The sequence below is a fragment of the Bacillus sp. z60-11 genome, assembly GCF_046464135.1.
Taxonomy (GTDB): Bacteria; Bacillota; Bacilli; order Bacillales; family Bacillaceae; genus Bacillus; species Bacillus sonorensis_A.
Window position 1 is genome coordinate 180,124 of record NZ_JBIYSN010000003.1, and the last position, 23,179, is coordinate 203,302.

Annotated in this window: 18 protein-coding genes, 1 pseudogene and 1 riboswitch; of the genes and pseudogenes, 16 read left to right on the plus strand and 3 right to left on the minus strand. The window is 47.4% G+C overall.

Annotation, left to right across the window (positions count from 1 at the left end; all coding sequences use genetic code 11):
• Positions 1 to 48: 48 nt before the first annotated feature.
• From ACINLD_RS10785 to ACINLD_RS10800, 4 genes and pseudogenes are all read left to right on the plus strand, one after another.
• Complete coding sequence (locus ACINLD_RS10785) at positions 49 to 738, plus strand: response regulator transcription factor (RefSeq protein WP_026589340.1); 690 nt, start codon at positions 49 to 51, stop codon at positions 736 to 738.
• Positions 738 to 1,742 (plus strand): sensor histidine kinase, encoded by a 1,005-nt coding sequence (locus ACINLD_RS10790; protein ID WP_026589339.1) that lies wholly within the window; start codon positions 738 to 740, stop codon positions 1,740 to 1,742. Before ACINLD_RS10785 ends, ACINLD_RS10790 begins: the two co-directional genes overlap by 1 nt.
• A 102-nt stretch (positions 1,743 to 1,844) precedes the next feature.
• Positions 1,845 to 2,604, plus strand: a pseudogene (locus tag ACINLD_RS10795) (ABC transporter ATP-binding protein); the annotation flags it as partial.
• Complete coding sequence (locus ACINLD_RS10800; RefSeq protein ID WP_026589337.1) at positions 2,597 to 4,537, plus strand: FtsX-like permease family protein; 1,941 nt, start codon at positions 2,597 to 2,599, stop codon at positions 4,535 to 4,537. The pseudogene ACINLD_RS10795 and the gene ACINLD_RS10800, both read left to right, overlap by 8 nt.
• A gap of 44 nt (positions 4,538 to 4,581) precedes the next feature.
• Here ACINLD_RS10800 and ACINLD_RS10805 read toward each other — a convergent pair whose 3' ends face one another.
• Together ACINLD_RS10805 and ACINLD_RS10810 are read right to left on the minus strand one after the other, a co-directional pair.
• The gene (locus ACINLD_RS10805; protein WP_410206989.1) at positions 4,582 to 6,681 is read right to left on the minus strand and encodes an ArnT family glycosyltransferase; all 2,100 of its coding nucleotides are present in this window, start codon (positions 6,679 to 6,681) and stop codon (positions 4,582 to 4,584) included.
• Positions 6,682 to 6,860: 179 nt separating this feature from the next.
• Positions 6,861 to 8,219, minus strand: coding sequence for an IS1182 family transposase (locus ACINLD_RS10810; RefSeq protein WP_018705594.1), 1,359 nt, complete (start codon positions 8,217 to 8,219; stop codon positions 6,861 to 6,863).
• 233 nt (positions 8,220 to 8,452) lie between these two features.
• On the opposite strand from ACINLD_RS10810, the gene yhfH reads away from it, so the two are divergent.
• From yhfH to aceA, 3 genes are read left to right on the plus strand one after another with little or no spacing between them, the layout of a single operon-like run.
• On the plus strand, positions 8,453 to 8,590 hold the full coding sequence (yhfH, locus tag ACINLD_RS10815) for a protein YhfH (protein ID WP_077735948.1): 138 nt from the start codon (positions 8,453 to 8,455) through the stop codon (positions 8,588 to 8,590).
• Positions 8,591 to 8,636: 46 nt separating this feature from the next.
• Positions 8,637 to 10,226, plus strand: coding sequence for a malate synthase A (gene aceB / locus ACINLD_RS10820; RefSeq protein WP_077735949.1), 1,590 nt, complete (start codon positions 8,637 to 8,639; stop codon positions 10,224 to 10,226).
• An 18-nt stretch (positions 10,227 to 10,244) separates the two neighbouring features.
• Entirely contained in the window at positions 10,245 to 11,522 is a 1,278-nt protein-coding gene (gene aceA, locus ACINLD_RS10825) for an isocitrate lyase (protein ID WP_410206990.1), read from the plus strand.
• Positions 11,523 to 11,573: 51 nt separating this feature from the next.
• Here aceA and ACINLD_RS10830 read toward each other — a convergent pair whose 3' ends face one another.
• Positions 11,574 to 11,735: a hypothetical protein gene (locus tag ACINLD_RS10830; RefSeq protein ID WP_179115677.1), complete on the minus strand. Its 162-nt coding sequence runs from the start codon at positions 11,733 to 11,735 to the stop codon at positions 11,574 to 11,576.
• A gap of 181 nt (positions 11,736 to 11,916) precedes the next feature.
• A riboswitch (TPP riboswitch) is annotated at positions 11,917 to 12,021 on the plus strand.
• Positions 12,022 to 12,134: 113 nt separating this feature from the next.
• On the opposite strand from ACINLD_RS10830, the gene tenA reads away from it, so the two are divergent.
• The 9 genes from tenA (at position 12,135) to ACINLD_RS10875 (ending at position 23,170) form a co-directional block, all read left to right on the plus strand.
• Positions 12,135 to 12,821 carry a thiaminase II gene (gene tenA / locus ACINLD_RS10835; RefSeq protein WP_077735950.1) on the plus strand — a complete coding sequence of 229 codons (687 nt, stop codon included), beginning with the start codon at positions 12,135 to 12,137 and terminating at the stop codon, positions 12,819 to 12,821.
• Entirely contained in the window at positions 12,818 to 13,417 is a 600-nt protein-coding gene (locus tag ACINLD_RS10840) for an ECF transporter S component (RefSeq protein ID WP_026589331.1), read from the plus strand. Before tenA ends, ACINLD_RS10840 begins: the two co-directional genes overlap by 4 nt.
• Positions 13,392 to 14,981, plus strand: coding sequence for an ABC transporter ATP-binding protein (locus tag ACINLD_RS10845; protein ID WP_410206991.1), 1,590 nt, complete (start codon positions 13,392 to 13,394; stop codon positions 14,979 to 14,981). Before ACINLD_RS10840 ends, ACINLD_RS10845 begins: the two co-directional genes overlap by 26 nt.
• Positions 14,978 to 15,712 carry an energy-coupling factor transporter transmembrane component T family protein gene (locus ACINLD_RS10850; protein ID WP_077735952.1) on the plus strand — a complete coding sequence of 245 codons (735 nt, stop codon included), beginning with the start codon at positions 14,978 to 14,980 and terminating at the stop codon, positions 15,710 to 15,712. Before ACINLD_RS10845 ends, ACINLD_RS10850 begins: the two co-directional genes overlap by 4 nt.
• A gap of 194 nt (positions 15,713 to 15,906) precedes the next feature.
• Positions 15,907 to 16,740, plus strand: a complete 834-nt coding sequence (gene licT, locus ACINLD_RS10855) for a BglG family transcription antiterminator LicT (protein WP_026589328.1) — start codon at positions 15,907 to 15,909, stop codon at positions 16,738 to 16,740.
• A gap of 299 nt (positions 16,741 to 17,039) precedes the next feature.
• Positions 17,040 to 18,848, plus strand: a complete 1,809-nt coding sequence (locus ACINLD_RS10860; protein WP_026589327.1) for a beta-glucoside-specific PTS transporter subunit IIABC — start codon at positions 17,040 to 17,042, stop codon at positions 18,846 to 18,848.
• A gap of 18 nt (positions 18,849 to 18,866) precedes the next feature.
• Positions 18,867 to 20,285, plus strand: a complete 1,419-nt coding sequence (locus ACINLD_RS10865) for a glycoside hydrolase family 1 protein (protein ID WP_026589326.1) — start codon at positions 18,867 to 18,869, stop codon at positions 20,283 to 20,285.
• Between the two features lie 148 nt (positions 20,286 to 20,433).
• Positions 20,434 to 20,886 (plus strand): GyrI-like domain-containing protein, encoded by a 453-nt coding sequence (locus ACINLD_RS10870; protein WP_026589325.1) that lies wholly within the window; start codon positions 20,434 to 20,436, stop codon positions 20,884 to 20,886.
• A gap of 199 nt (positions 20,887 to 21,085) precedes the next feature.
• On the plus strand, positions 21,086 to 23,170 hold the full coding sequence (locus ACINLD_RS10875; protein WP_277692031.1) for a catalase: 2,085 nt from the start codon (positions 21,086 to 21,088) through the stop codon (positions 23,168 to 23,170).
• The last annotated feature ends 9 nt before the right edge of the window (positions 23,171 to 23,179 follow it).

Consider the following 23,179-nt stretch of genomic DNA (forward strand, 5'->3'; position numbering starts at 1 on the left):
ACAATTTGCTATACACTTGACATAAAAAAGAAAAGCGCGGTGAGGTCCATGTTTAAACTGTTGCTGATTGAAGATGATGAATCGCTGTTTCAAGAAATAAAAGAACGCTTATCCGGCTGGTCCTATGATGTGTACGGCATCAGCGATTTCAGCGAAGTGACGCAGGAATTTGCGGCGGTCAAACCAGACTGCGTCATCATCGATATTCAGCTCCCTAAATTTGACGGGTTTCATTGGTGCCGGTTGATCCGTTCCCGTTCAAATGTTCCGATTCTTTTTTTATCCTCGCGCGACCATCCTGCTGATATGGTCATGTCCATGAAGCTGGGAGCGGATGATTTTATACAAAAACCGTTTCATTTTGATGTCCTGATCGCCAAAATCCAAGCGATTTTCCGTCGCGTGTATGACTATAATACAGAGCCTCACATCCTGAAAACGTGGTGTGGAGCGACCATTGACGTTGAACAAAATCGCGTCAGCAATGAAAAAGGAGCGATAGAACTGACGAAGAATGAAATGTTTATATTGAAGCAGCTGATAGACCAAAAAAATAAAATTGTCAGCCGGGAAGAGCTGATCAGAAGCTTGTGGAACGATGAGCGTTTTGTCAGCGATAATACGCTGACGGTCAATGTGAACCGGCTGAGAAAAAAACTGGATGCCTTGAACCTGGGACAATCTATCGAGACGAAAGTCGGCCAAGGCTATATGGCGAAAGAAGAAGGATCACGATGATGCTCAAAGCATTTTTAACTGAAAGGCGAAGCTGGATCGCCATATTTTTATGTCAGCAGCTTCTGATTGTGTTGATCGCTTTTGTCGATACGTCCATCCCATTGACGCCGATCCTTTACATCGTCTATTTATCGCTTTTGATATTGATGATTTTTATCTTTGTCCGCTTTCGGAAGGAAAGCAAATTTTACAAAAGCCTTGATGCATGGGAAAACAATCTTGATGTGACAAATATTCATGAAGCGGAAACACCGTTTGAAATGCTTGTTGAAAGAAATATTACCGGACAGACGGAGAAATTGAAGCAAGAGGCGAAGCGTCACCGCTTGGCGCTTGACAATGAAAAGGATGAACTGATGGCGTGGATCCACGAGGTCAAAACGCCGCTTTCCGCGATGCATTTGATCATTGAGACAATTGAAGACGAACCGCTAAAGTCGAGGCTCTCGTATGAATGGCTGCGCGTTCACCTGCTTCTCGACCGGCAGCTTCATCAAAAAAGGATATCCTTTATCGAAAATGACTTTTCACCGGAAGTCCTTGAACTGAAATCATTGATATTTAAAGAAATAAAAGATTTACAATCCTGGTGCATTCAAAAAGGGATCGGGTTTGAGATACAGCTTGAGGCGGGGGAAGTGCTCAGCGATTCGAAATGGCTGGCTTTTATCATTCGGCAGCTATTGACCAACGCAGTGAAATACAGTGAAGCGTCCGATATTATCGTGAAAAGCTATGAAGTGGACGGACGTGTGCATCTCGAAGTAAAAGACTTTGGGCGGGGCATTGATCCTAAAGATATACCGCGCGTGTTTGACAAAGGGTTTACATCAACAATGGAGCACCATGATCAAGCATCTACCGGAATGGGGCTTTATTTAGCAAAAAAAGCGGCCAAGTCGCTGCTGATCGATATTGAAATCGACTCAAAACCAGGAGCGGGTGCAACCTTTACATTAATTTTTCCGAAACGAAATGAATTTGTGCGTGTCATAGGCATGTGACAATAATGTCACATGCTTTTCTTTTTTGTTAGGTAAATCGAAGGAAAACGGCTGTCCGCCTTTTTATAATGAAAATGATCCAACAAAAAGGAGTTTTGCGACATGATGATATTAGAAGCGAATAAAATTCGAAAAAGCTACGGAAATAAATTCAATAAACAAGAAGTATTAAAGGGAATCGACCTCAATATCGAAAAGGGTGAATTTGTCGGCATTATGGGGCCTTCTGGTTCGGGTAAAACAACATTGCTGAATGTGCTGTCTTCCATTGATCAGGTAAGCGACGGAACGATTGCGATCAACCAGGTTGAGATGACCGGTATGAAGGAAAAACAGCTCGCTGAATTCCGGAAGCAGCATCTCGGATTTATCTTTCAAGAATACAACTTATTAGACACGCTGACGGTGAAAGAAAATATTCTGCTGCCGTTGTCGATTACGAAGATGTCTAAAAAAGAAGCCAATCAAAAGTTTGAGGAAGTGGCGAATGAACTGGGCATCTACGAGCTGAAAAATAAATATCCGAATGAAATTTCCGGCGGCCAAAAACAGCGGACTTCAGCCGCGAGGGCATTTATTCATGAACCGGACATTATTTTCGCAGATGAACCGACAGGTGCGCTTGATTCAAAATCCGCATCAGACTTATTAAACAAGCTGAGCCGATTAAATCAAAAGCGTCATGCTACGATCGTTATGGTCACCCACGACCCCGTCGCCGCCAGCTTCTGCAGCAGGGTTGTTTTTATAAAGGACGGCCAAATGTATTCGCAGCTCAATAAAGGCGGCCAGGACAGGCAGATGTTCTTCGAGGATATCATGAAGACGCAGGGTGTGTTAGGCGGGGTTTTAGCATGAGCATTCATCAGCTGATCTTTCGAAACTTAAGAAAAAACATCAGGAACTATTACCTCTATGTGTTTGCGCTAGTCTTCAGCGTGGCGCTTTATTTCTCATTTGTCACGCTTCAGTATGATCCTTCAATCAATGAAGTGAAATCTTCGATCAAAGGCGCGGCTGCATTAAAAACAGCCTCTATTTTGCTCGTGGCCGTTGTAGCGGTTTTTATTCTCTACGCCAATACGATTTTTATCAAGAGGCGGAGCCAAGAAATCGGCCTGTTTCAATTAATCGGCATGAGGAAGCAAAAAATCTTCCGCATCCTGAGCGCGGAAAATGTCATGCTGTATTTTGGCTCTTTAGTCATCGGTGTATTTGCCGGGTTTTCGATATCAAAACTCGTGCTGATGATTTTGTTCAAAATTGTCGATGTTCAAGCGAAAGCTAAACTGAATTTTTCCTGGGAAGCATTAATCCAAACCATCATTGTCTTCTGCGGAATCTACCTTTTGGTGATGATGATGAACTACGCGTTTATCAAAAAGCAAAGCATTTTATCTTTGTTTAAGGCAGCTTCATCTACAGAGGATCAAGTCAAACGAATATCCGTTTTCCAAATGATCATCGGTTTAATGGGGATCGTGTTCATTTTGTCGGGGTATTACATTTCCACCGAGCTGTTTGGCGGAAAATTCAAGACCATAAACGAATTGTTCTATGCGATGAGCTTGATTCTCGGGTCTGTCATGATCGGCACGTACCTGTTTTATAAAGGTTCAGTCAGCTTTGTCTCCAACATCATTCGCAAAAGCAAGGGAGGCTACTTAAATGTTTACGAAGTGTTATCCTTGTCGTCGATTATGTTTCGAATGAAATCAAACGCGCTGTTATTAACGATTATCACAGCTGTTTCGGCGCTGGCGATCAGTTTATTGTCCCTATGCTATATTGCGTACTATTCCGTAGAGAAAGTGGCTGAACAAAGTGTGGCGGCTGATTTTGCCATGACCAGTCAGAAGGATGCCAAGCGGTTTGCGGGGCTCTTAGACGAAAATGGCATTTCTTATAGCAAAGAAGAAATCCATGTTCTGCAAGCGTCCTTCAATCTGGAACAGGTTTTAGAGGGAGATCCTGAAGATATGGCTGGGGACCCGCGTAACCTCTCCCTTCCTGTTGTCAGCGATCAAGAGATTAACGGGATTGATATACCGAAGGGAGACGTGATTTTATCCGGATATAATGATCTTTTGCAAACCATGATGGTTTTTAAAGATTCCGGCACCATTCAAGTCAAGAGCAGACAGGAGACGGCATCGTTAAACTTTGTAGGGATAAGGAAGGAATTTCTCTTATCCTATGAGTTCACCAGTGGAGGATTGCCTGCTGTGGTTGTCGATGATGCGCTGTTTCAACGTCTAAACGATAATAAAGATCCAAACTTACAGCAAGAACCGAGTTTATTTATCGGGATCAATCTGAAAAATGAAGATCAGCTGCAGCAGGCAAATAAGCTGTTTGCAAAAGTGAATCAAAGCGATCGGCATTTGTCGCTCCTCGATGAACGCACGTCTCAAAAAGCGATTTACGGCCTTTTCATGTTTATCGTCGGCTTTTTAGGACTGACGTTCTTGATCACATCTGGATGCATCCTTTATTTTAAACAAATGGATGAAAGCGAAGATGAGAAACCGAATTACACGATACTGAGAAAACTCGGTTTTACAAGGGGGGACTTGCTGAAGGGCATACAGATCAAGCAAATCTACAACTTCGGCATTCCGTTGGTCATTGGTCTTTTTCACAGCTACTTTGCCGTCAAGTCCGGATGGTTCTTGTTCGGGGCAGAGCTGTGGACGCCGATGATTATCGTGATGGTGTTGTATACCGCTTTGTATTCTATTTTCGGTCTGTTGTCGGTACTTTATTATCGAAAGGTTATTAAGTCGGCGCTGTAGGATGTAAAACAAAAGCCCGCCGGATTCATCCGGCGGGCATTTTGTTATGTCGACAGCTCCACCTTATAGAGCGTCTGCTGCTGTCCGCCGCCCGGGCCGCCCCTCATGCCCTGTTGTGCGGTGCTGTCCGTGTTTGCGGTGCTGCTGTATTCGTCAGATGAAATGTTCGTGCCGTTTTCTTTGATCCAGGAGACAAGCTCACTGTTTCCTGAGTTGTCGCTTGTGATCAGGAAGTATTTCACTTTTCCTTCTTGGACGAGTTTTTTCAGCTCGCTGACCGAAAGGATCGGATCTGTGCCGTTGAAGCCGCCGAGCGCCATCACGTTTTCGTCGGCATTGATGATATACGGCGCTGCGGTCACTGTCGTCAAGGTAGCGAATAAATACTCTTCGCCCGTGTTATGTTCCCGAAGATATGAGAGCAGCCCTTCATCCACTTCTGAGCTGAACATTCCGCTTCCGCCCATTGAGCTTTGCAGCTGCGGTCCTGATTCAGGAAGGACGCTGTTGCCGCTGTATAGAAGCGGTGTCGCTGACCAATAGACAGGTGTCAGAAGAAGGATCAGCAAACTGATGATCGTCAGCTGCTTGCCGAATGGATGGCTTCGCTTGAGGATGAGAAGGGCGATGGTAAGGCCCAGTCCCAAGATCCCCAGGACATACATCCAGAGGGTGCCGATTTGCTCAGTATAGCCGCTTAAAATATAGACTTGGAATGCGGCCGTCGTCAGAACGGCTGCCGGCAGCAGATAGCTTGCCCAGTCCTTTTGATTTTTGTACAACCCGTACATCGCGTACCATCCGATTCCGGACAGTGCGGCGATCGGCGGTGCCAGCATGATCAAGTAGTAATCGTGGAAGAATCCTGCGATACTGAAAAATCCGGCGACAGGGAAGAGCCATGCTGCCCAGAAAAGGGTTTCCTTCATTTCACCCGCTTTTTCGCGGCGGTCGCGGAACCAGCTGATGAACGCTCCGAGCAGGCCGAACAGTGCGAATGGAAGCATCCAGCTGATCTGCCCGGATAGCGCCGACTGGAACAGTCTGAATGGGCCGGCTGATCCGATGCCGAATATGTTCATGCTCTGTCCTCCGCCATTGCCCCCTCCGGGACCTCCGTTTCCACCGCCAGGCCCGCCTTGTCCTCCGCCGTCGGGCTGCTGCCCGCCGCCCGGCATGTTGCCGTTTTGGCCATTAGAGCTGCCGTTTGCCGTATTTCCATCCTGTGCTTGGGAATTGTCGTCAGAAAAGCTTTTGCCGCCCGGCGGCTGCATGCCGCCATTTGGCCCGCCGTCAGATGAGTTATTTCCATTCTGTGTCGGCTGCTGCAAGCCGTTCATGTCTCCGCGCGCATTACCTGTCGTTTGCCCGAGCAGGCGCTCCGTACCGTTGTAGCCGAATGCCAGTTCAAGAACGGAATTGGTTTGGCTGCTTCCGACATACGGACGGCTGTCAGACGATGTGTAGTCGACGACAAGCGCCCATGAAAGCGAAATGCCTGTGAGCACAATGAGCGACAGTACAGCCGATACCATTTTTTTCTTCCATTTGGCCTTTGCCGCGATGAGATAAAACAATAGAAAGGCCGGGAGCACCATTAAGGCCTGAAGCATTTTCATATTGAATCCGAGACCGATGATTCCGAATGCGGTGAGAAGCCAGATGAGCTTCCCTTGTTTGACCGCCTTCATCAGGCAGCATGTGCCGAGAAGCAATGTGAATACAAGCATGCTGTCGATGTTGTTCGTCCGGCTGACCGCCACGGCGATCGGCGTCAGCGCCATCACAAGAGCTGAGATGCGGGCCGCGCCCTTGCCGAATCTCGGCTTGATGAGCCTGTAAAGCAGATAGACGGAGCCGGCCCCGGCCAGTGCCTGAGGAAGGATGACGCTCCAGGTGTGCACACCGAAAACTTTTGCAAAGATGGTCTGAATCCATAATACGACGGGCGGCTTATCAACTGATACAAAGCCGGAAGAGTCAAATGAAGCAAAGAAGAAATTGTGGAAGCTTTGCGTCATGCTTTTCACCGCCGCCAGGTAATACTGATTGGCGGCATCATCCTGCCAAATGTTATATGTATTCAGAATAAGTGCTGCAAGCAAAATGACTGTAAGTATCCAATCGGGTTTTTTCATTTTCATCATCATGTCACCTCTTTATGATCCCTATTCTAAAAGATAAATATGAACAAGTTATGAATAAAAAGAGAACATTCTTTTTTTATTTAGGCGAATCGATTTCATAATTGACGTTTTTGAAAATGGGTTGAGTTACCCTACGATGTTTTTTAATGTTTTTTTAAAAAGGTATTGCGATTTAATCACGCTGTTTTTAACGAATGTTGCTCCATTTCTAGTCTGATCCGGTCTGCGGCTAATTTTGAGGCATTGTAAACAAGCGTCACCAATTGGAAGTGAAGCCTGGCTTTCTTACCGGTCCGATGACGGACATTATTGAGTCCAAAGAATTCCTTTAAGTACGCATTAACCCGTTCAACAGCTGTGCGTTCCTTGTAAAGTTCATTCCACTTTTTCGAACCTCTAGCTGGATGTGTGTACTTGCGGATATCCGTCGATTGCCTGATCTTAAAGGTCATTTGACAAAGGGAATCGAGTCGCAATGGGCAAACTGTACATTCTTTTGGACGTGTGTATTTCAGTGTCTTGTACTTCTGGTCGAAGCTGTCGTAACGATAAGAATGTTCCCGGACGCATGTAGGTGCGAAATGTTCATCGTATCCAACTACTTCCCTTTCATTGCGCTGGTTATATGGGATGACAGCCTGTAGATTCTGATTGATTAATTGCTGATATATGGGCTCATAATCATAACCTGCATCGAAAAGACCGGCGGTAAATAAAGCTGGAAGATCCCGATCAATTTTCTTCAATAATGGGATGGCTGCCTTCCCATCATTGAGATTTCCTGACGTCATTATACCCGTTAGAATGTATTGACTCTTTGTGCTGACGGCTAAATGTCCTTTATAACCAAACCAGAAGGTATTTTTCCCATCACTGTTTTTCTTGATTCCCCATTTTGGTTCGATGGGAGCTTCTTTATACAACGTTTCCACTGATTCGGATAGCTGGTGAACAATCTCTTTCTCATAAATCGGGCGTGCGTTTTCGGCAGCCTGTTTTTCCTTTAACCATTGCTCTCGTTCCACCTTCGGCTTGCGTCCGCGCTTTTTCGGTGTCTGCTTTTCTTTCTTTTTGGAGGCTTGCGCACGATCTCTTGCCTCAAAATGCGTGGCATCGAAGGCGATGTTTTCATCGCTGATATGCCCCTCGTTGATGGCAAGTAGAATCAGTTCATCATGGATATGTGTCATCACATTTGATTCGCTGATGACAGTAATCATCCTTGAATAGGAGGCTTCAGATGGAATTTGGTCCGAGTGAAGAAACCCACAGTCATATCGAAAAACCGGGTCACGTTTTAACCGTTTGATTAGGTCCTTGATTGTCACGATACGCTCCACCACACGAGCGATAAGTGAATAGACCATGGCACCATAATTCAGTTCTCTTGGGGCACCTACTTTTTTTGGTTTATCGAAAAGATTCCAAAAAGGATTCAGATCGATTGTCGAAAAAACAGCCTCAAAGTGGTGGGTAGGTTCCAACTCATATAATTCATGCATGTCAAATAGGCTTGGTTGACGTATAATGGACATAGGGCATCTCTCCAGTCTGTTATGTTTGTGTGGTAACTTACATTATACAGGATTTGGGGAGGTGCCTATTTTTTTACGTCTTGAAAGCCTTGAGCCCCAAGGGCTCGGGATTATGAAATTAACTCAGGCAAAAAAATTTTGGAAAAAGTGTGTACATTTTCATCTTTGCACTGTATACTGTACTACAACAGAAAATAAAAACATAAAACTGTTTTATAAAAGGAGGGAGGCAAATGAGTATGAAAAGTCCGCTGGAATTTTTCCGGACGCTTCCGAAAAAAACGTGTCCTGAATGCGGAGAGCAGGTAGAGGAGCAGGCTGAATCTTATTTCATGGAATGTGAACGCTGTCTTGCCAAAAAGGGCGAATAAACCGCGGCTGTTTTATAACAAATGGGGAAAGGGGTAGGATCAACAAATGAAAACCGAAGAGATCGGGCTTAAAGTGACGGGAACGATGAATCAGCAATACGAAGAATTGTTAACAAAGGAAGCGCTTCAATTTATCGGGCGGCTTGAACGCCATTTTGGCGGGAGAAGGCGGGATTTACTGCATTTGCGGAAAATCGTTCAGGCGGAAATTGATCAAGGAAAGAATCCCGATTTTTTAAAAGAGACGAAATACATCAGGGAAAAAAACTGGACGGTCGCACCGCTGCCGCCGGATTTGGAAGACCGTCGGGTTGAAATCACCGGGCCAGTCGATAGAAAAATGGTGATCAATGCCTTGAATTCCGGAGCTAAGGTGTTTATGGCCGATTTTGAAGATGCCAATTCACCGACTTGGAAAAATTGTATTGAAGGCCAAATCAATTTGAGAGACGCGGTCAGGGGGACGATTTCGTTTACGAATGATGCCGGAAAACACTATCGGCTGAAGGAGAATCCGGCTGTGATCATGGTCAGGCCGCGGGGGTGGCATTTGGAGGAGAAACACGTGTTGGCCGACGGCAAGCCTGTGTCAGCGAGCCTGTTCGATTTTGGCCTTTATTTCTTTCATAACGCCAAAGCTTTGATCAAAAAAGGAAGCGGCCCTTATTTCTACCTCCCGAAAATCGAAAACCATCTGGAAGCAAGGCTTTGGAACGACGTGTTTGTCTATGCGCAAAACGACTTGCGCATTCCGCAGGGGACGATTAAAGCGACGGTCTTAATCGAAACGATTTTGGCGGCTTTTGAAATGGATGAAATATTGTACGAATTAAAGGAACACTCGGCAGGTCTCAACTGCGGCCGCTGGGATTACATCTTCAGCTTCATTAAGAAATTCAAGAACCGTGATGAGGTCATTCTTCCGGATCGTTCGGCGGTGACGATGACCGTTCCCAACATGAGAGCCTACTCGCTGCTCGCCATCAAAACGTGCCATAAACGGCGGGTCCACGCCATCGGAGGGATGGCCGCACAGATTCCCGCGAAAGACCAGCCGGAAATCAATGAGGCCGCTTTCGCCAAAATCCGCGAAGACAAGGAGCGTGAAGCAAAAGACGGCCATGACGGTACATGGATCGCACACCCCGGCATGATTCAAACAGCCCTTGATGTATTTAATGAGCATATGCCGACAGCCAACCAGATTCATAGAGAACGGGATGATATCAAGATTAAAGCGACGGATTTGCTTGAAGTGCCGAAGGGTCGGATTACAGAGGAAGGTGTCCGCACCAATATCAGCGCCGGCATCCGCTACATCGCTTCCTGGCTGTCGGGAAGAGGCGCTGCACCGATTGACCACTTAATGGAGGATGCGGCAACAGCGGAAATCTCAAGAGCGCAGCTATGGCAATGGATTCGCCATCCAAAGGGGATTCTTGATGACGGCAGGAAAGTGACGGCTGAGATGGTGAAAGCGATGAAAGAGGAAGAAATGCAGAAAATCATCGGTGAAGTCGGGAAGGAACAATATCAGCGCGACCGCTTCGAAGAGGCCGGACAGGTGTTTGAACAACTGATTTTGGATGATGAATTTGCGGAATTTCTCACGATTCCCGCTTATGAAAAAATATAAATGGGGAGGAATATGAAGATGATGTCAGAAAAGGCAAGGCAAATGGAGGAAAGCTGGGAGAAGGATAAACGCTGGGACGGAATCAATAGGCCGTATAAGGCATCAGACGTAATCCGCCTGAGGGGCTCGCTTGAGGTGGAATATACAATCGCAAGGCGGGGCGCGGAAAAGCTGTGGAAGCTATTGCATACAGAAGACTTCGTCCCGGCGCTCGGGGCTCTAACCGGAAATCAGGCGATGCAGCAAGTAAAGGCTGGGTTGAAAGCGGTTTATTTAAGCGGCTGGCAGGTGGCCGCCGATGCCAATCTCTCTGGAAGCATGTATCCCGATCAAAGCCTGTACCCGGCCAACAGTGTTCCGGATGTCGTGAAAAGAATCAATCGCGCTCTTCAGCGTGCCGACCAGATTCATTATATGGAAGGGAAAGAAGATATCGATTGGTATGCGCCGATCGTAGCCGATGCCGAAGCCGGCTTCGGCGGACAGCTCAATGTGTTCGAACTGATGAAAAGCATGATTGAGGCGGGCGCCGCAGGGGTTCATTTTGAAGACCAGCTTTCCTCCGAAAAAAAATGCGGCCATTTGGGGGGCAAAGTTTTGCTGCCGACACAGACGGCGGTTCGCAATCTGATTGCCGCGCGCTTTGCCGCAGACGTCATGGGCGTGCCGACCATTCTGATCGCACGGACGGACGCCAATGCGGCCGATCTCATCACAAGTGATATTGATCCGTATGATGCGCCGTTTTTAACGGGTGAACGCACCTCAGAAGGGTTTTATAAGACGAAATCGGGCCTTGACCAGGCGATTGCCAGAGGCCTGGCCTATGCGCCATACGCCGACTTGATCTGGTGTGAGACATCTGAACCGAACATTGAGGAAGCGCGCAGGTTTAGGCAGGCGATTCATGAAAAATTCCCGGGGAAACTTCTCGCATATAACTGCTCTCCTTCGTTCAACTGGAAGGCCAAACTGGATGATGCCAGCATCTTGAATTTCCAAAAAGAACTCGGTGAAATGGGGTATAAGTTCCAATTTGTAACACTTGCCGGTTTCCATGCATTGAACCACGGCATGTTTGAGCTGGCCCGCCAGTATAAGAACCGCGGAATGGCGGCGTATTCCGAGCTGCAGCAGGCTGAGTTCGCCAGTGAAAAATACGGCTATACTGCGACACGGCACCAGCGTGAGGTCGGAACAAGCTATTTTGATGAGGTGGCACAGGTCGTCTCAGGCGGCACATCCTCTACAACAGCGCTGAAAGGGTCAACCGAAGCGGAGCAGTTTCAGCCGTAACACAACGAAACAGCCGCCTTGCGGGCGGCTGTTTTGATTATTCATGTTCAATTAACAGTTGGCATCATTGGAAGGGGCTGTCAAAGGACGTTCCCGAAGCACAGTCAGTTTAGGCTGCCGAGGTTTTTGTCTTCTTTTGGCCGGCCGGTTGTCTCTGCTGAAAGAGTAAAACAAATATCCGGTCATCGTCAAAATCAAGATCAACATCATCATCAATATCCCCTCCAAATGGTTTTGACTTCTATATATTAGACGGATGACCGCAAGAAAAAGTTTCAGAAAATTAATATTTTTCTATAAATGTTTTAAAATGGTGTTCATCATCTTTACAATTGACGCGGCGCAGGTTGACATCAAGGCCATTGATGTGTAGAGTAAAAGTTAATGTTAATAGGAAGTCCACTAGGGGAGCCACATGCTGGCTGAGACAAGAAGCGATCTTGGACCCTTTGAACCTGATCTAGTTCATACTAGCGTAGGGAAGTGGAGTCGGTTTCTTTTTGATGTGATTATGTCAAAGCCGCTCCATGTCGGGGCGGCTTTTTTGCATAACAGCCGCTCTTACATCCCCCTGTGCCTTCCTTTTAAAACCGATGAAGGAGGCTTTCTGTCATGAGTTTTTCAGCACAACTTCGCCGAGAGGCAGACCCCATTTTTGAAGCGATTTTTCAGCACCCGTTTGTTCAGGGACTGGCTGCAGGCCGCCTGGAAAAGGAACAGCTGATCCATTATGTGAAACAAGATGTCGAGTATTTGAATTCCTTTATCCAAATCTATGGAATCGCCATTTCCAAGTGTGATAACCGCCAAGATATGGAGATGTTTCATCAGCAGATTTCCTTTGTTTTAAACAGCGAAGTACACCCGCATCATAATCTGTGCCGGGCTGCGGGCGCAGACTATGAATCTCTGCAGGGCTATCCATTGGCCCCGTCCGCCCATCATTATATCCGCCACATGCTGACGGCGGCGCACGAAGGGACGCTTGGAGAGATTTTAGCTGTCTTGCTGCCTTGTCCATGGACATATTGGGAAATCGGCAAAAAGCTCCTTGAAGAAGTACAGCCTGATTCGTCACATCCGTTCTATGACTGGATCCATTTTTATGGGGGCAGAACCGACTCCATCACCACGAAGTTCTGCGCCCGTTTGGATGAATGGGCGAAAGAAGCGGGCGCAGCAGAGAAGAAGAAAATGAAAGAGCTCTTTTTGCAAAGCTGCCAGCTGGAATACGGTTTTTGGGAAATGGCCTATACAGTGGAAGACTGGCCGGTTGAAATGGAGGCGGTGACTCGATGAATTGGAATATAAAAGAAGTCGTGATGATGGTGATTTTGTCCGTTGCGTGCGGTGTCATTTATTTGGGCTGGTCAACGCTGTGGCTGCCGATCTCGGCCATTGTCGGGCCTGTCGGCGCCAACTTTATGTTCGGCATTTGGGTGATTGCTAGCCCGATTGTTGCCTATATCATCCGCAAGCCCGGGGCGGCGCTGATTGCCGAAACGGCAGCGGCCTCGGTTGAGCTGCTGACAGGCAGCCATTTCGGCTTGTCCGCATTGCTGATCGGCGTTTTTCAAGGGGCCGGTGCGGAAATCGCGTTTGCGATATTTCGCTATAAGCGCTACAACCTGTTTACCCTGATGCTGTCCGGTGCACTTGCAGCTGTCGGCAGCATGACCTACAGCCTGATCGCGAACGGATTTGCCTACTATACGACAGAAACCCTGATTCTGACTTTTGTCATTCAAGTCATAAGCGGCATGATTCTGGGCGGCTGGCTGGCCAAAGCCGTTGTCGGCGCCCTCGCAAAAACCGGCGTCCTTGACCAGTATGACATCATGAAGGAACACCGGAAAAAGGATGAATCAAATGACTTCATTTCTAGGCTGCAATAATCTTTCCGTGCGCTTTTACAACCGGTCTGACACGATTTTGGACCGTGTGACCTTATCGATTCACAGGGGTGAGAAGGTGTTGATCCTCGGTCCGAGCGGAAGCGGGAAATCGACGCTGATTTCCGCTCTTTCCGGCATCATCCCTCAACACATTGAAGCCGAAGTCACAGGCGAGATCGACCGCAGAAGAAGCGCAGGGGTTATGTTTCAGGACCCTGACACACAATTTTGTATGCTTCGTGTTGATGAAGAGATCGCGTTCAGCCTTGAAAATCGCTCCGTTCCCCCGGAGCAGATGAATGAGATCATCGACAATGTCATGGAGCAAGTCGGACTGAATATTGACAGAAAGACGCCGATCGAAGCCCTGTCAGGCGGAATGAAGCAGCGTCTCGCATTAGCGTGTCTTTTGGCACTGGAGCCGGAAGTGCTGTTTTTTGATGAACCGACGGCACAGCTTGATCCGGCGAGCAGGAAGGAAATATTTGCTTTACTGAAAGACCTTTCCGCAAAAAACGGCCAGACGATGGTGTTTGTCGAACATGTCTTGGATGGCTGCATCGAATGGATGGACCGCGTCGTCCTGTTGGACAATAACGGGCGGATTATAGCCGACGGGAAGCCGGAAGACATTCTCGTCCGCTATCGACAGCAAATGAAAGCTGCGGGGATTTGGCAGCCAAAGCTGTATCCGGCGGCATGGCATGAAGTCGTCGAAGACGAACAGCACCCGCTTGCCGTCAAGCTTTCCGCCAGGCTGAAAAGGAAGGAGCTTGCTGAAAAAAGCGACCCGAAGAAGAGCGATGCTTTGATCAGGATCGAAGATGCGGCGATCGGCTACCTGAAAAAAACGGTGGCCGACGGTATCAACCTCCGGATTCCAAAAGGAGGATGGGTATCGGTTATCGGTGCAAACGGCAGCGGAAAAAGCACCTTTTTAAAAAGTTTGATCAGGCTGGAAGCAGTCAAGAAAGGCCGGATTTATCTGGAGGATTGCGAGCTGAAAAAATGGCCTGACCGTCTATTGTACGAAAAAACCGGCTTTGTCTTTCAAAACCCGGAGCTCCAATTTATTCAGGATACGGTATTTGAGGAAATCGCTTTTGGCGCAAGACAGAGAGGTTGGTCAGAAGAACTTGTTCAGCGGAAGACGGCAGAATTGCTGGAGGAATTCGGACTCGTCTCACATGCGCAGGCCCATCCCTTTACACTGAGTCTGGGGCAGAAACGGCGCTTGAGCGTGGCGACGATGCTTTTGTTCGATCAGGATCTGCTGCTGCTTGATGAACCGACATTCGGCCAGGACGAAAAAACGGCGGGGGAACTGATCAGACGGTTAAAAGAGCGGCAGGAACGGGGAACGACGATCGTCATGGTAACTCATGACATGGATATCGTTGATGAGCATTCGGATCAAGTCATCGTCTTCCATCAAGGAAAAGCCGCTTTTCAAGGAACCCCGTCCCGGTTATTCTCCGATCAACGGTTGGTGCGGACATTTTCATTGCTGCCGCCGCTTCACTACCAGCTGCTGCACGCCAGAAAGGAGCAGGTGCCGGTATGAAAAGCAATCAATCGCTTCTGTCAACACTGAACCCCAGTGCAAAGCTCTTTTCCAATCTGCTTGTGATGTGCATCTTAATGGCTGTAACAAATCCGAAAGCAACATTTTTGATTTGGCTGCTCGCGTTATTGATCGGCATCTTTCTCGGCGGCTGGACATTGGCTTATTTGCTGAAACGTTTTTTGCCTTATCTCATGTTTTTCATTCTCGTCTTTTGGATGATGGCCGCTTTCGGAAAAGGCGAAGAAACGCTGTGGCAATGGGCCTGGTTTCATGTGACCAAGGAAAGCGCCAGCCATGGCCTGACGATTGCACTAAGGATGCTCGGGTTTGTTACATACGGCCTGCTGTTTACGTCGACAACCGATTTAACGCGGTTTATCATGAGCTTGATCCATCAATGCAGAATGCCGCCAAAATGGGCGTACGGTCTGTTGGCTGGTTTCCGGTTCATTCCGTTGTTTCAATCAGAGCTGGCGCAGATGAAAGCAGCCCATAAAATCAGGGGCTATAAGCAAAAAAACAGCTGGAAAGCTTTTATCCGCTATGCGCTGCCGCTGTTCTCGCAAGGTATCCGCAAATCTGAAAGAATCGCGGTGGCCATGGAAGCGCGCGGTTTTACGGGTACGAAAAACAGGACATATTATCAAACGACACGGCTTTACGCAAAAGATGCTGTTTATTTGGCAGGGCTGCTCTTGGCCGTGGCGGTCATTTTACGGATAACATAATGGGATAAAATAACATTTTCATGATGTCAGAGCCGAAAACGGCTCTTTTTTTATTAGAAATCAGAAACTTTCAGGGGACGATTGACTGAAAATCATTGACCCAATTTAAAAAGGTTGTACAATCAATGTGTAAAGATAAGAAAAAAGCAACATAAAAAATCCCCTTAGTTTATATGAGATGGGAGTGGCGCGATGTGAAAATTGCCAAAGTGATCAATAATAATGTGATCAGCGTTTGGAATGAACAAGGTCAGGAATTAGTGGTCATGGGCAGGGGAATCGCTTTTCAAAAAAAGCCCGGCGAGCCGGTCGATGAAACGAGGATCGAAAAGATTTTCAGGCTTGACAATAAAGATGTATCAGAACGGTTTAAGACGCTGTTGGACGAAATTCCGATCGAATTTATGGAAATATCGGAAGAGATCATCAGCTATGCGAAAATGAAGCTCGGCAAAAAACTGAATGACAGCATCTATGTATCGCTGACAGACCATATTCATTTTGCGGTCGAAAGGCAGCAAAAGGGTCTTGAGATTAAAAACGCCTTGCTCTGGGAGACAAAGCGGCTTTATAAAGACGAGTTTGCCATTGGCAGAGAGGCCTTGCAGATCATTGAAGATAAGACGGGGATCGCTCTTCCTGAAGACGAAGCCGCTTTTATCGCGCTCCATATTGTGAACGCCGAGCTGAATGAAGAAATGCCGAACATTGTCAACATCACAAAAGTGATGCAGGAAATATTAAGCATCGTCAAATATCATTTTCATATCGATTTTGATGAAGAATCGCTCCATTATTACCGATTCATCACCCATTTAAAGTTTTTTGCGCAGCGGCTGTTCAGCGGCACCTATATGAAAAGCAAAGACGACTTTTTGTTTGATACTGTGAAAAATAAATACCGTGATGCTTATGTATGCACCGAAAAAATCAGGCAGTACATTCAAAAGGAATACGGTCATGAACTAACAAGCGAAGAACTGTTGTATTTAACGATTCACATCGAGAGAGTCGTTCATCAAGGATAGAGGGATTATACGAAAAATGAAAGCGTTGACAACCTGTTGCAGGTATGCTAATTTGGACTTAAATCAAAAAATATCAATCTATTATTTAGGATTGTTACTGGTCATGCAGGCAAAACCTAAATTACTGTGATGCGGGACGTGTGCGCCTGTTTATCATGAGTAATTTAGGTTTTTTTATGTTTATCATACTTCAGCATAAGGATTGTTACTGTTCGGCAGGCAAAACCTAAGCAAAGCCTTTTTTGACGGGCTTTGTTTAGGTTTTTTATTTTTTAAAGATGCGGGAGGGATGGTCACGGATGGATGTGCAAACTTTAGCCAAGAATATTTTAAGACTTGTAGGGGGAGAAAAAAATGTCGCTTCTTTAGTTCATTGTGCAACAAGGCTGCGTTTTACATTAAAGGATCGCTCAAGGGCGGATCAAAAAGCGCTTGAAGAGACCGACGGAGTTGTGACGGTGGTGGAGAGCGGGGGCCAGTTTCAGGTCGTCATCGGCAACCATGTTCCCGAGGTCTACAAAGAGATCGGCCGGATATCGAATATCTTGGCAGAGCCGGCGGCTGATTCCGGTGAAAAAGGGAATCTTGCTGGAAGATTAGTAGATATCGTATCCAGCATCTTCACGCCCCTGCTTGGCGTCATGGCGGGAGCCGGGATTTTAAAAGGGCTGCTTTTGATTTGCACAAACGCCGGCTGGCTGACGGCCGAGGAGACGACTTACACGATTCTGTACGCGGCAGCCGACAGTTTATTTTACTTTCTGCCTCTTCTATTGGCCGTCACGGCAGCCAGAAAATTCGGCGCGAACATTTTTGTGGCGCTGACGATTGCGGGAGCTTTAATTTATCCATCCATCCTTGAATTGAAAAACAGCGGGGCAGATCCGGTGTTTTTCGGAATTCCCGTCGTTTTGATGAATTACACTTCGACGGTGATCCCGATCATTCTTGCCGTCTATGTGATGAGCTGGCTTGAAAAGTACTGCATGCATGTCATTCATGAAAGCGTTAAAAATTTTATCACCCCTTTAATCTGTCTGGTGGTGATGGTGCCGCTGACCTTAATCATTTTCGGACCGCTTGGCGTATATGCGGGAAATGGTATCGCAGCTGCGATTTTATCCGTTTTTGATGTCAGTCCGGTTCTGGCCGGGGCGATCATTGCGGCGCTGTGGCAAATCCTTGTCATCTTCGGGATTCACTGGGGCATCGTTCCGGTGATTCTCAATAACATTGCCGTCCATGGAAAGGATTATATCAAGCCTGCGACGGCCGCCGCCGTGTTTGCCCAAACAGGGGCGGCATTCGGGGTCATGCTCAAGACGAAAAACAAGAAGCTGAAGGCTTTGGCAGGATCAACCGCCATAACGGGGATGTTCGGCATCACTGAGCCGGCTGTCTACGGTGTCACTCTGAGGCTGAAAAAGCCGTTTGTATGCGGTGTCATCAGCGCCGCTGTCGGCGGAGCGATCATCGGCTATTCCCACAGCATTGCCATCGCTTCGGGTGCGCCGGGGTTGCTGACGATTCCGATTTTTTACGGACCGGGGTTTCTCGGCTTTATCACCGGGATATCAGTCTCTTTTGTTTTATCGATTGCACTCACATATATTGTCGGCTTTGATGATCCTGCAGAAGAGAAAAAGCAGCGGCATTCCGGTGAACAGATTTTCAGCCCTTTGCAGGGAGATGTGCTGCCGCTGGCGGAAGTATCCGACAACGTTTTTTCATCGGGAGCGATCGGGGAAGGCATTGCTGTGCTGCCGGCAAAGGGGATCGCTGCTGCCCCGGCGGACGGGGTTGTGACAACCGTTTTTCCGTCAGGGCATGCATACGGCATCACAACCGAACATCAAGCCGAAATCCTCATTCATATCGGTATCGATACTGTCAAACTGGAAGGGAAGCATTTTGATCCAAAAGTCGTTCAAGGGCAAAAAGTGAAACGGGGTGATATTCTCGCGGAATTCGATTTGGAAGCGCTAAAACAGGAGGGCTTTGATGTCACAACACCGGTTGTGGTGACAAATCCGCACCAATACAGTGATATTGAGAAAACCGGCCAAAACCGGGTCGAAACAGGAAAATGGATCATCACATTAAGGTAATCAGGGGAGGAACATAAGATGAAATACAGCAAATTAGCCAAATTTCCAGATCAATTTTTATGGGGAGCTTCAACATCGGCCTATCAGGTGGAAGGCGCTTGGAATGAAGACGGAAAAGGACCTTCTGTCATTGATACGCGCGACAGCTATCCTGAAGGCACGACCGATTTTAAAGTGGGCAGTGACCACTATCACCGCTATCAAGAAGATATCGCACTGTTTGCGGAAATGGGATTTAAAGCTTACCGTTTCTCAATCGCCTGGACGCGGATCATTCCCGACGGCGATGGAAGCGTCAATCCAAAAGGGATCGAGTTTTACAGCCGTTTGATCGACGAACTGCTGAAATATCAGATTGAACCGATTGTGACGATGTATCACTTTGACCTGCCGAACGCTTTGCAGGAAAAGGGGGGCTGGTCGAACAGAGCGACGATCGACGCCTTTGAAAAGTATGCGAACATCCTTTTTGAAAACTACGGAGACCGGGTCAAATACTGGCTGACCATCAATGAACAAAACATGATGATTCTCCACGGATCTGCCTTGGGGACCCTTGACCCGAATTTGGAAAACCCGAAAAAAGAGTTGTACCAGCAAAACCATCACATGCTTGTCGCACAGGCGAAAGCGATTCGCCTTTGCCATGATATGCTGCCGGAAGCAAAAATCGGGCCCGCACCAAATATCGCGCTCATCTATCCGGCTTCATCCAAACCCGAGGATGTCGTAGCGGCCTTTAACTATAACGCGATCAGAAACTGGCTTTACTTGGATATGGCCGTATACGGACGGTACAATACAACGGCATGGGCGTATATGAAAGAAAAAGGCTGCACACCTGCCATTGCTGAAGGGGATATGGACATTTTGAAGTCTGCCAAACCGGACTTCATCGCATTCAACTATTATACGTCGCAAACGGCCGAAGCAAGCAAAGATGACGGCAGCGATACATCCGCACGAGGCGGCGATCAGCATTTACAAACAGGGGAGGAAGGCGTGTACAGAGGAAGCGGCAATCCTTATTTGCAGAAAAATGATTTCGGCTGGGAAATCGATCCTGTCGGCTTCCGTTCGACACTCCGTGAGATTTATGACCGCTACCAGCTGCCGCTTATCATTACGGAAAACGGCCTCGGGGCCTTTGATGAGCTTGAGGACGGAGATGTCGTCAATGATGATTACCGCATCGAGTATTTAAAACAGCATATCAAGCAAATTCAGCTGGCGATTACAGATGGCGTCGATGTGTTCGGCTACTCGCCATGGTCAGCGATCGATTTGATTTCGACCCACCAAGGCTGTTCAAAACGCTACGGATTTATTTATGTGAATCGCGATGAATTTGACTTGAAAGACTTGCGCCGCATTCGCAAAAAAAGCTTTTACTGGTATAAAGACTTGATTGCTTCAAACGGCGAAACACTAGATTAAACAAAGAAAGAGGATGTTCAGATGATCTCTGAATATCCTCTTTTTTAAATAAATGACAGAAAATTTTAAAAATATAAATGTATATATTTTTAAACCGTGTTACATTCGAAACGGAACGAACAACAATGAGGAAAGGAAGAAAGAACCTATGACATTCAAAATCGAAACACTTCCAAACTATCGCATTGCTTATATGCGAAGAGTTGGTCCCTACGGTCCTGCCAATATTGATGTCATGGAGGCGTTAAAAAAATGGGCTAAGAAAAAAGGTCTTCTTGAGTCTGCCATTCTGTTTGCGATTCCACAGGATAACCCGGAAACAACACCTCCTGATCAGTGTAGATTTGATGCTTGTATCGTGATACCGCATGATTATCAAGTCGATGATTCAGTACTTGAAGGGGACATTTCTGGCGGAAAATACCTGATGTACGATGTTAAACATACAGCAGAGGATATTCAAAAAGCATATTCTGATATTTTTTCATCTCTGCAAAACAATGAATTTCAACTGGACAATAGACCAATGATGGAAAAATACATGGGTGATATGGTGAGCAACCCGTATTGCGAAATATGTGTACCTTTAAAATCGGTTTAATTCGTTTTCTTGTGTAGGTGTCACAGGGAGGAGAGGACAAGAAGTTATCAGCAGATCGCTTCTTGTCCAAACTTTGAATGTATTAAAATGACAATTCCCTTTAACGAGCGTTGCGTTTAACTCGCTGGCAGACAGGGTAAATCATAAAATAGCAATCCAGATCAACTACATAGGAAATAAGAATGGGGAGGGATGACAAGTGAATCACAATGATGGCCGCCGTAAAGTCAATGAACACAGCAAGGATCAACAACTTGAACAGTACCGGTCTGACAACCGGGGCAAAAAAATGACGACGAACCAAGGATTGCGCGTGTCTGAAGACGAACACTCCTTAAAAGCAGGCGTGCGCGGTCCGACGCTGATGGAGGATTTTCATTTCCGCGAAAAAATGACCCATTTTGACCATGAACGGATACCGGAACGCGTCGTCCATGCCCGGGGATTCGGCGCGCATGGCTACTTCCAGGTTTACGAACCGATGACAGAGTATACGAAAGCGAAGTTTCTTCAAGATCCGTCGGTGAAAACACCGGTGTTTGTCAGGTTTTCGACTGTAGCCGGTTCGAGGGGATCGGGTGATACGGTCCGGGATGTCAGAGGGTTTGCCACAAAGTTTTACACAGAGGAAGGGAACTATGATCTCGTCGGGAACAACATGCCTGTTTTCTTTATTCAGGATGCCATCAAGTTCCCCGATTTGGTGCACGCGTTTAAACCTGAGCCTCATCACGAGATGCCGCAAGCTTCTACGGCTCACGATACGTTCTGGGACTTTGTTGCCAATAACGAAGAAACAGCCCACATGATCATGTGGATTATGTCAGACAGGGCGATTCCGCGCAGCTACCGGATGATGGAAGGCTTCGGCGTGCATACGTTCAGGTTTGTTAATGAAGAAGGCAAGGCGCGTTTTGTTAAATTTCACTGGAAGCCCGTCCTCGGTGTCCATTCGCTCGTCTGGGACGAAGCGCAGACAATCGCCGGGAAAGACCCCGATTATCACCGCCGCGATCTCTGGGAAGCGATCGAAAGAGGCGATGAAGTGGAGTATGAGCTCGGCGTGCAAATGATTGAGGAAGAAGATGAGTTCAAATTTGATTTCGATATCCTCGACCCGACAAAGCTCTGGCCGGAAGAGGCGGTTCCTGTCAAAATTATCGGCAAAATGACGCTGAATCGAAACCAGGACAACGTGTTTGCGGAGACGGAACAGGCGGCCTTCCATCCGGGCAATGTCGTTCCGGGAATCGACTTTACGAACGATCCGCTACTCCAGGGACGTCTCTTTTCATATACGGATACACAGCTGATCCGGTTAGGCGGTCCGAACTTTCATGAAATTCCGATCAACCGGCCGGTCTGCCCGTTCCATAACAACCAGTATGACGGCTACCACCGGATGACGATCAATCAGGGGCCTGTCGCCTATCATCAAAACTCGCTGCAAAACAACGATCCGGCTCCCGCGTCAGCGGAAGAAGGCGGATATGTCCATTATCAGGAAAAAGTCGAGGGCAAAAAAATCCGCCAGCGCAGCGACAGCTTTCAAGACTTTTACTCACAGGCGAAGCTGTTTTGGAACAGCATGTCCCCGGTCGAAAAAGAACATATCATTGCCGCGTTTCACTTTGAAGTCGGGAAGGTGAAAAGCAAAGACGTCCGCCGCCAGGTCGTTGAAATGTTCAACCGTGTCGACGGTGATTTGGCCAAGCAAATCGCCGCCGGAGTAGGTGTTGAGCCGCCGGAAAAAGACGAAGGTTCTGACGTCACGCTCAAGTCGCCGGCCTTAAACCAGGAAAATACGGTGAAAACACCGCTGACAAGAACGGTCGCCATTATAGCCGAAGCCGGTTTCGATGAGTCCGAAGTCAGCCGGGCGGTAAAAGCCTTCAGAAAAGCGGGTGTCATCCCGGACATCATCAGCACCGCTTTAGGAGCGGTCAAAGGGGCCGGCGGCCGAGAATTAGAAGCGGTTCACTCATTGCGGACGGTTGATTCGGTTCTGTATGACGCCGTCTATATTCCAAGCGGACAAGAAAGCGTTGAGCGGTTGAAAAAGGAAAAAGCCGCTTTGGATTTTATTCGTGAAGCCTTCGGACATTATAAAACGATCGGAGCTTCAGGTGAGGCAGTCGATCTGCTATTGTCAGCCGCCGGAACAGATGCCGCTCAAGAGCCGGGCATTATCACGGCGTGCGGCGGCAAAACAATCGATGCATTCACGAAAGAGCTGCTTGAAGCAATCGCCCTGGACCGCCATTGGGATCGGACCGTTAAATAGCACCCTGTC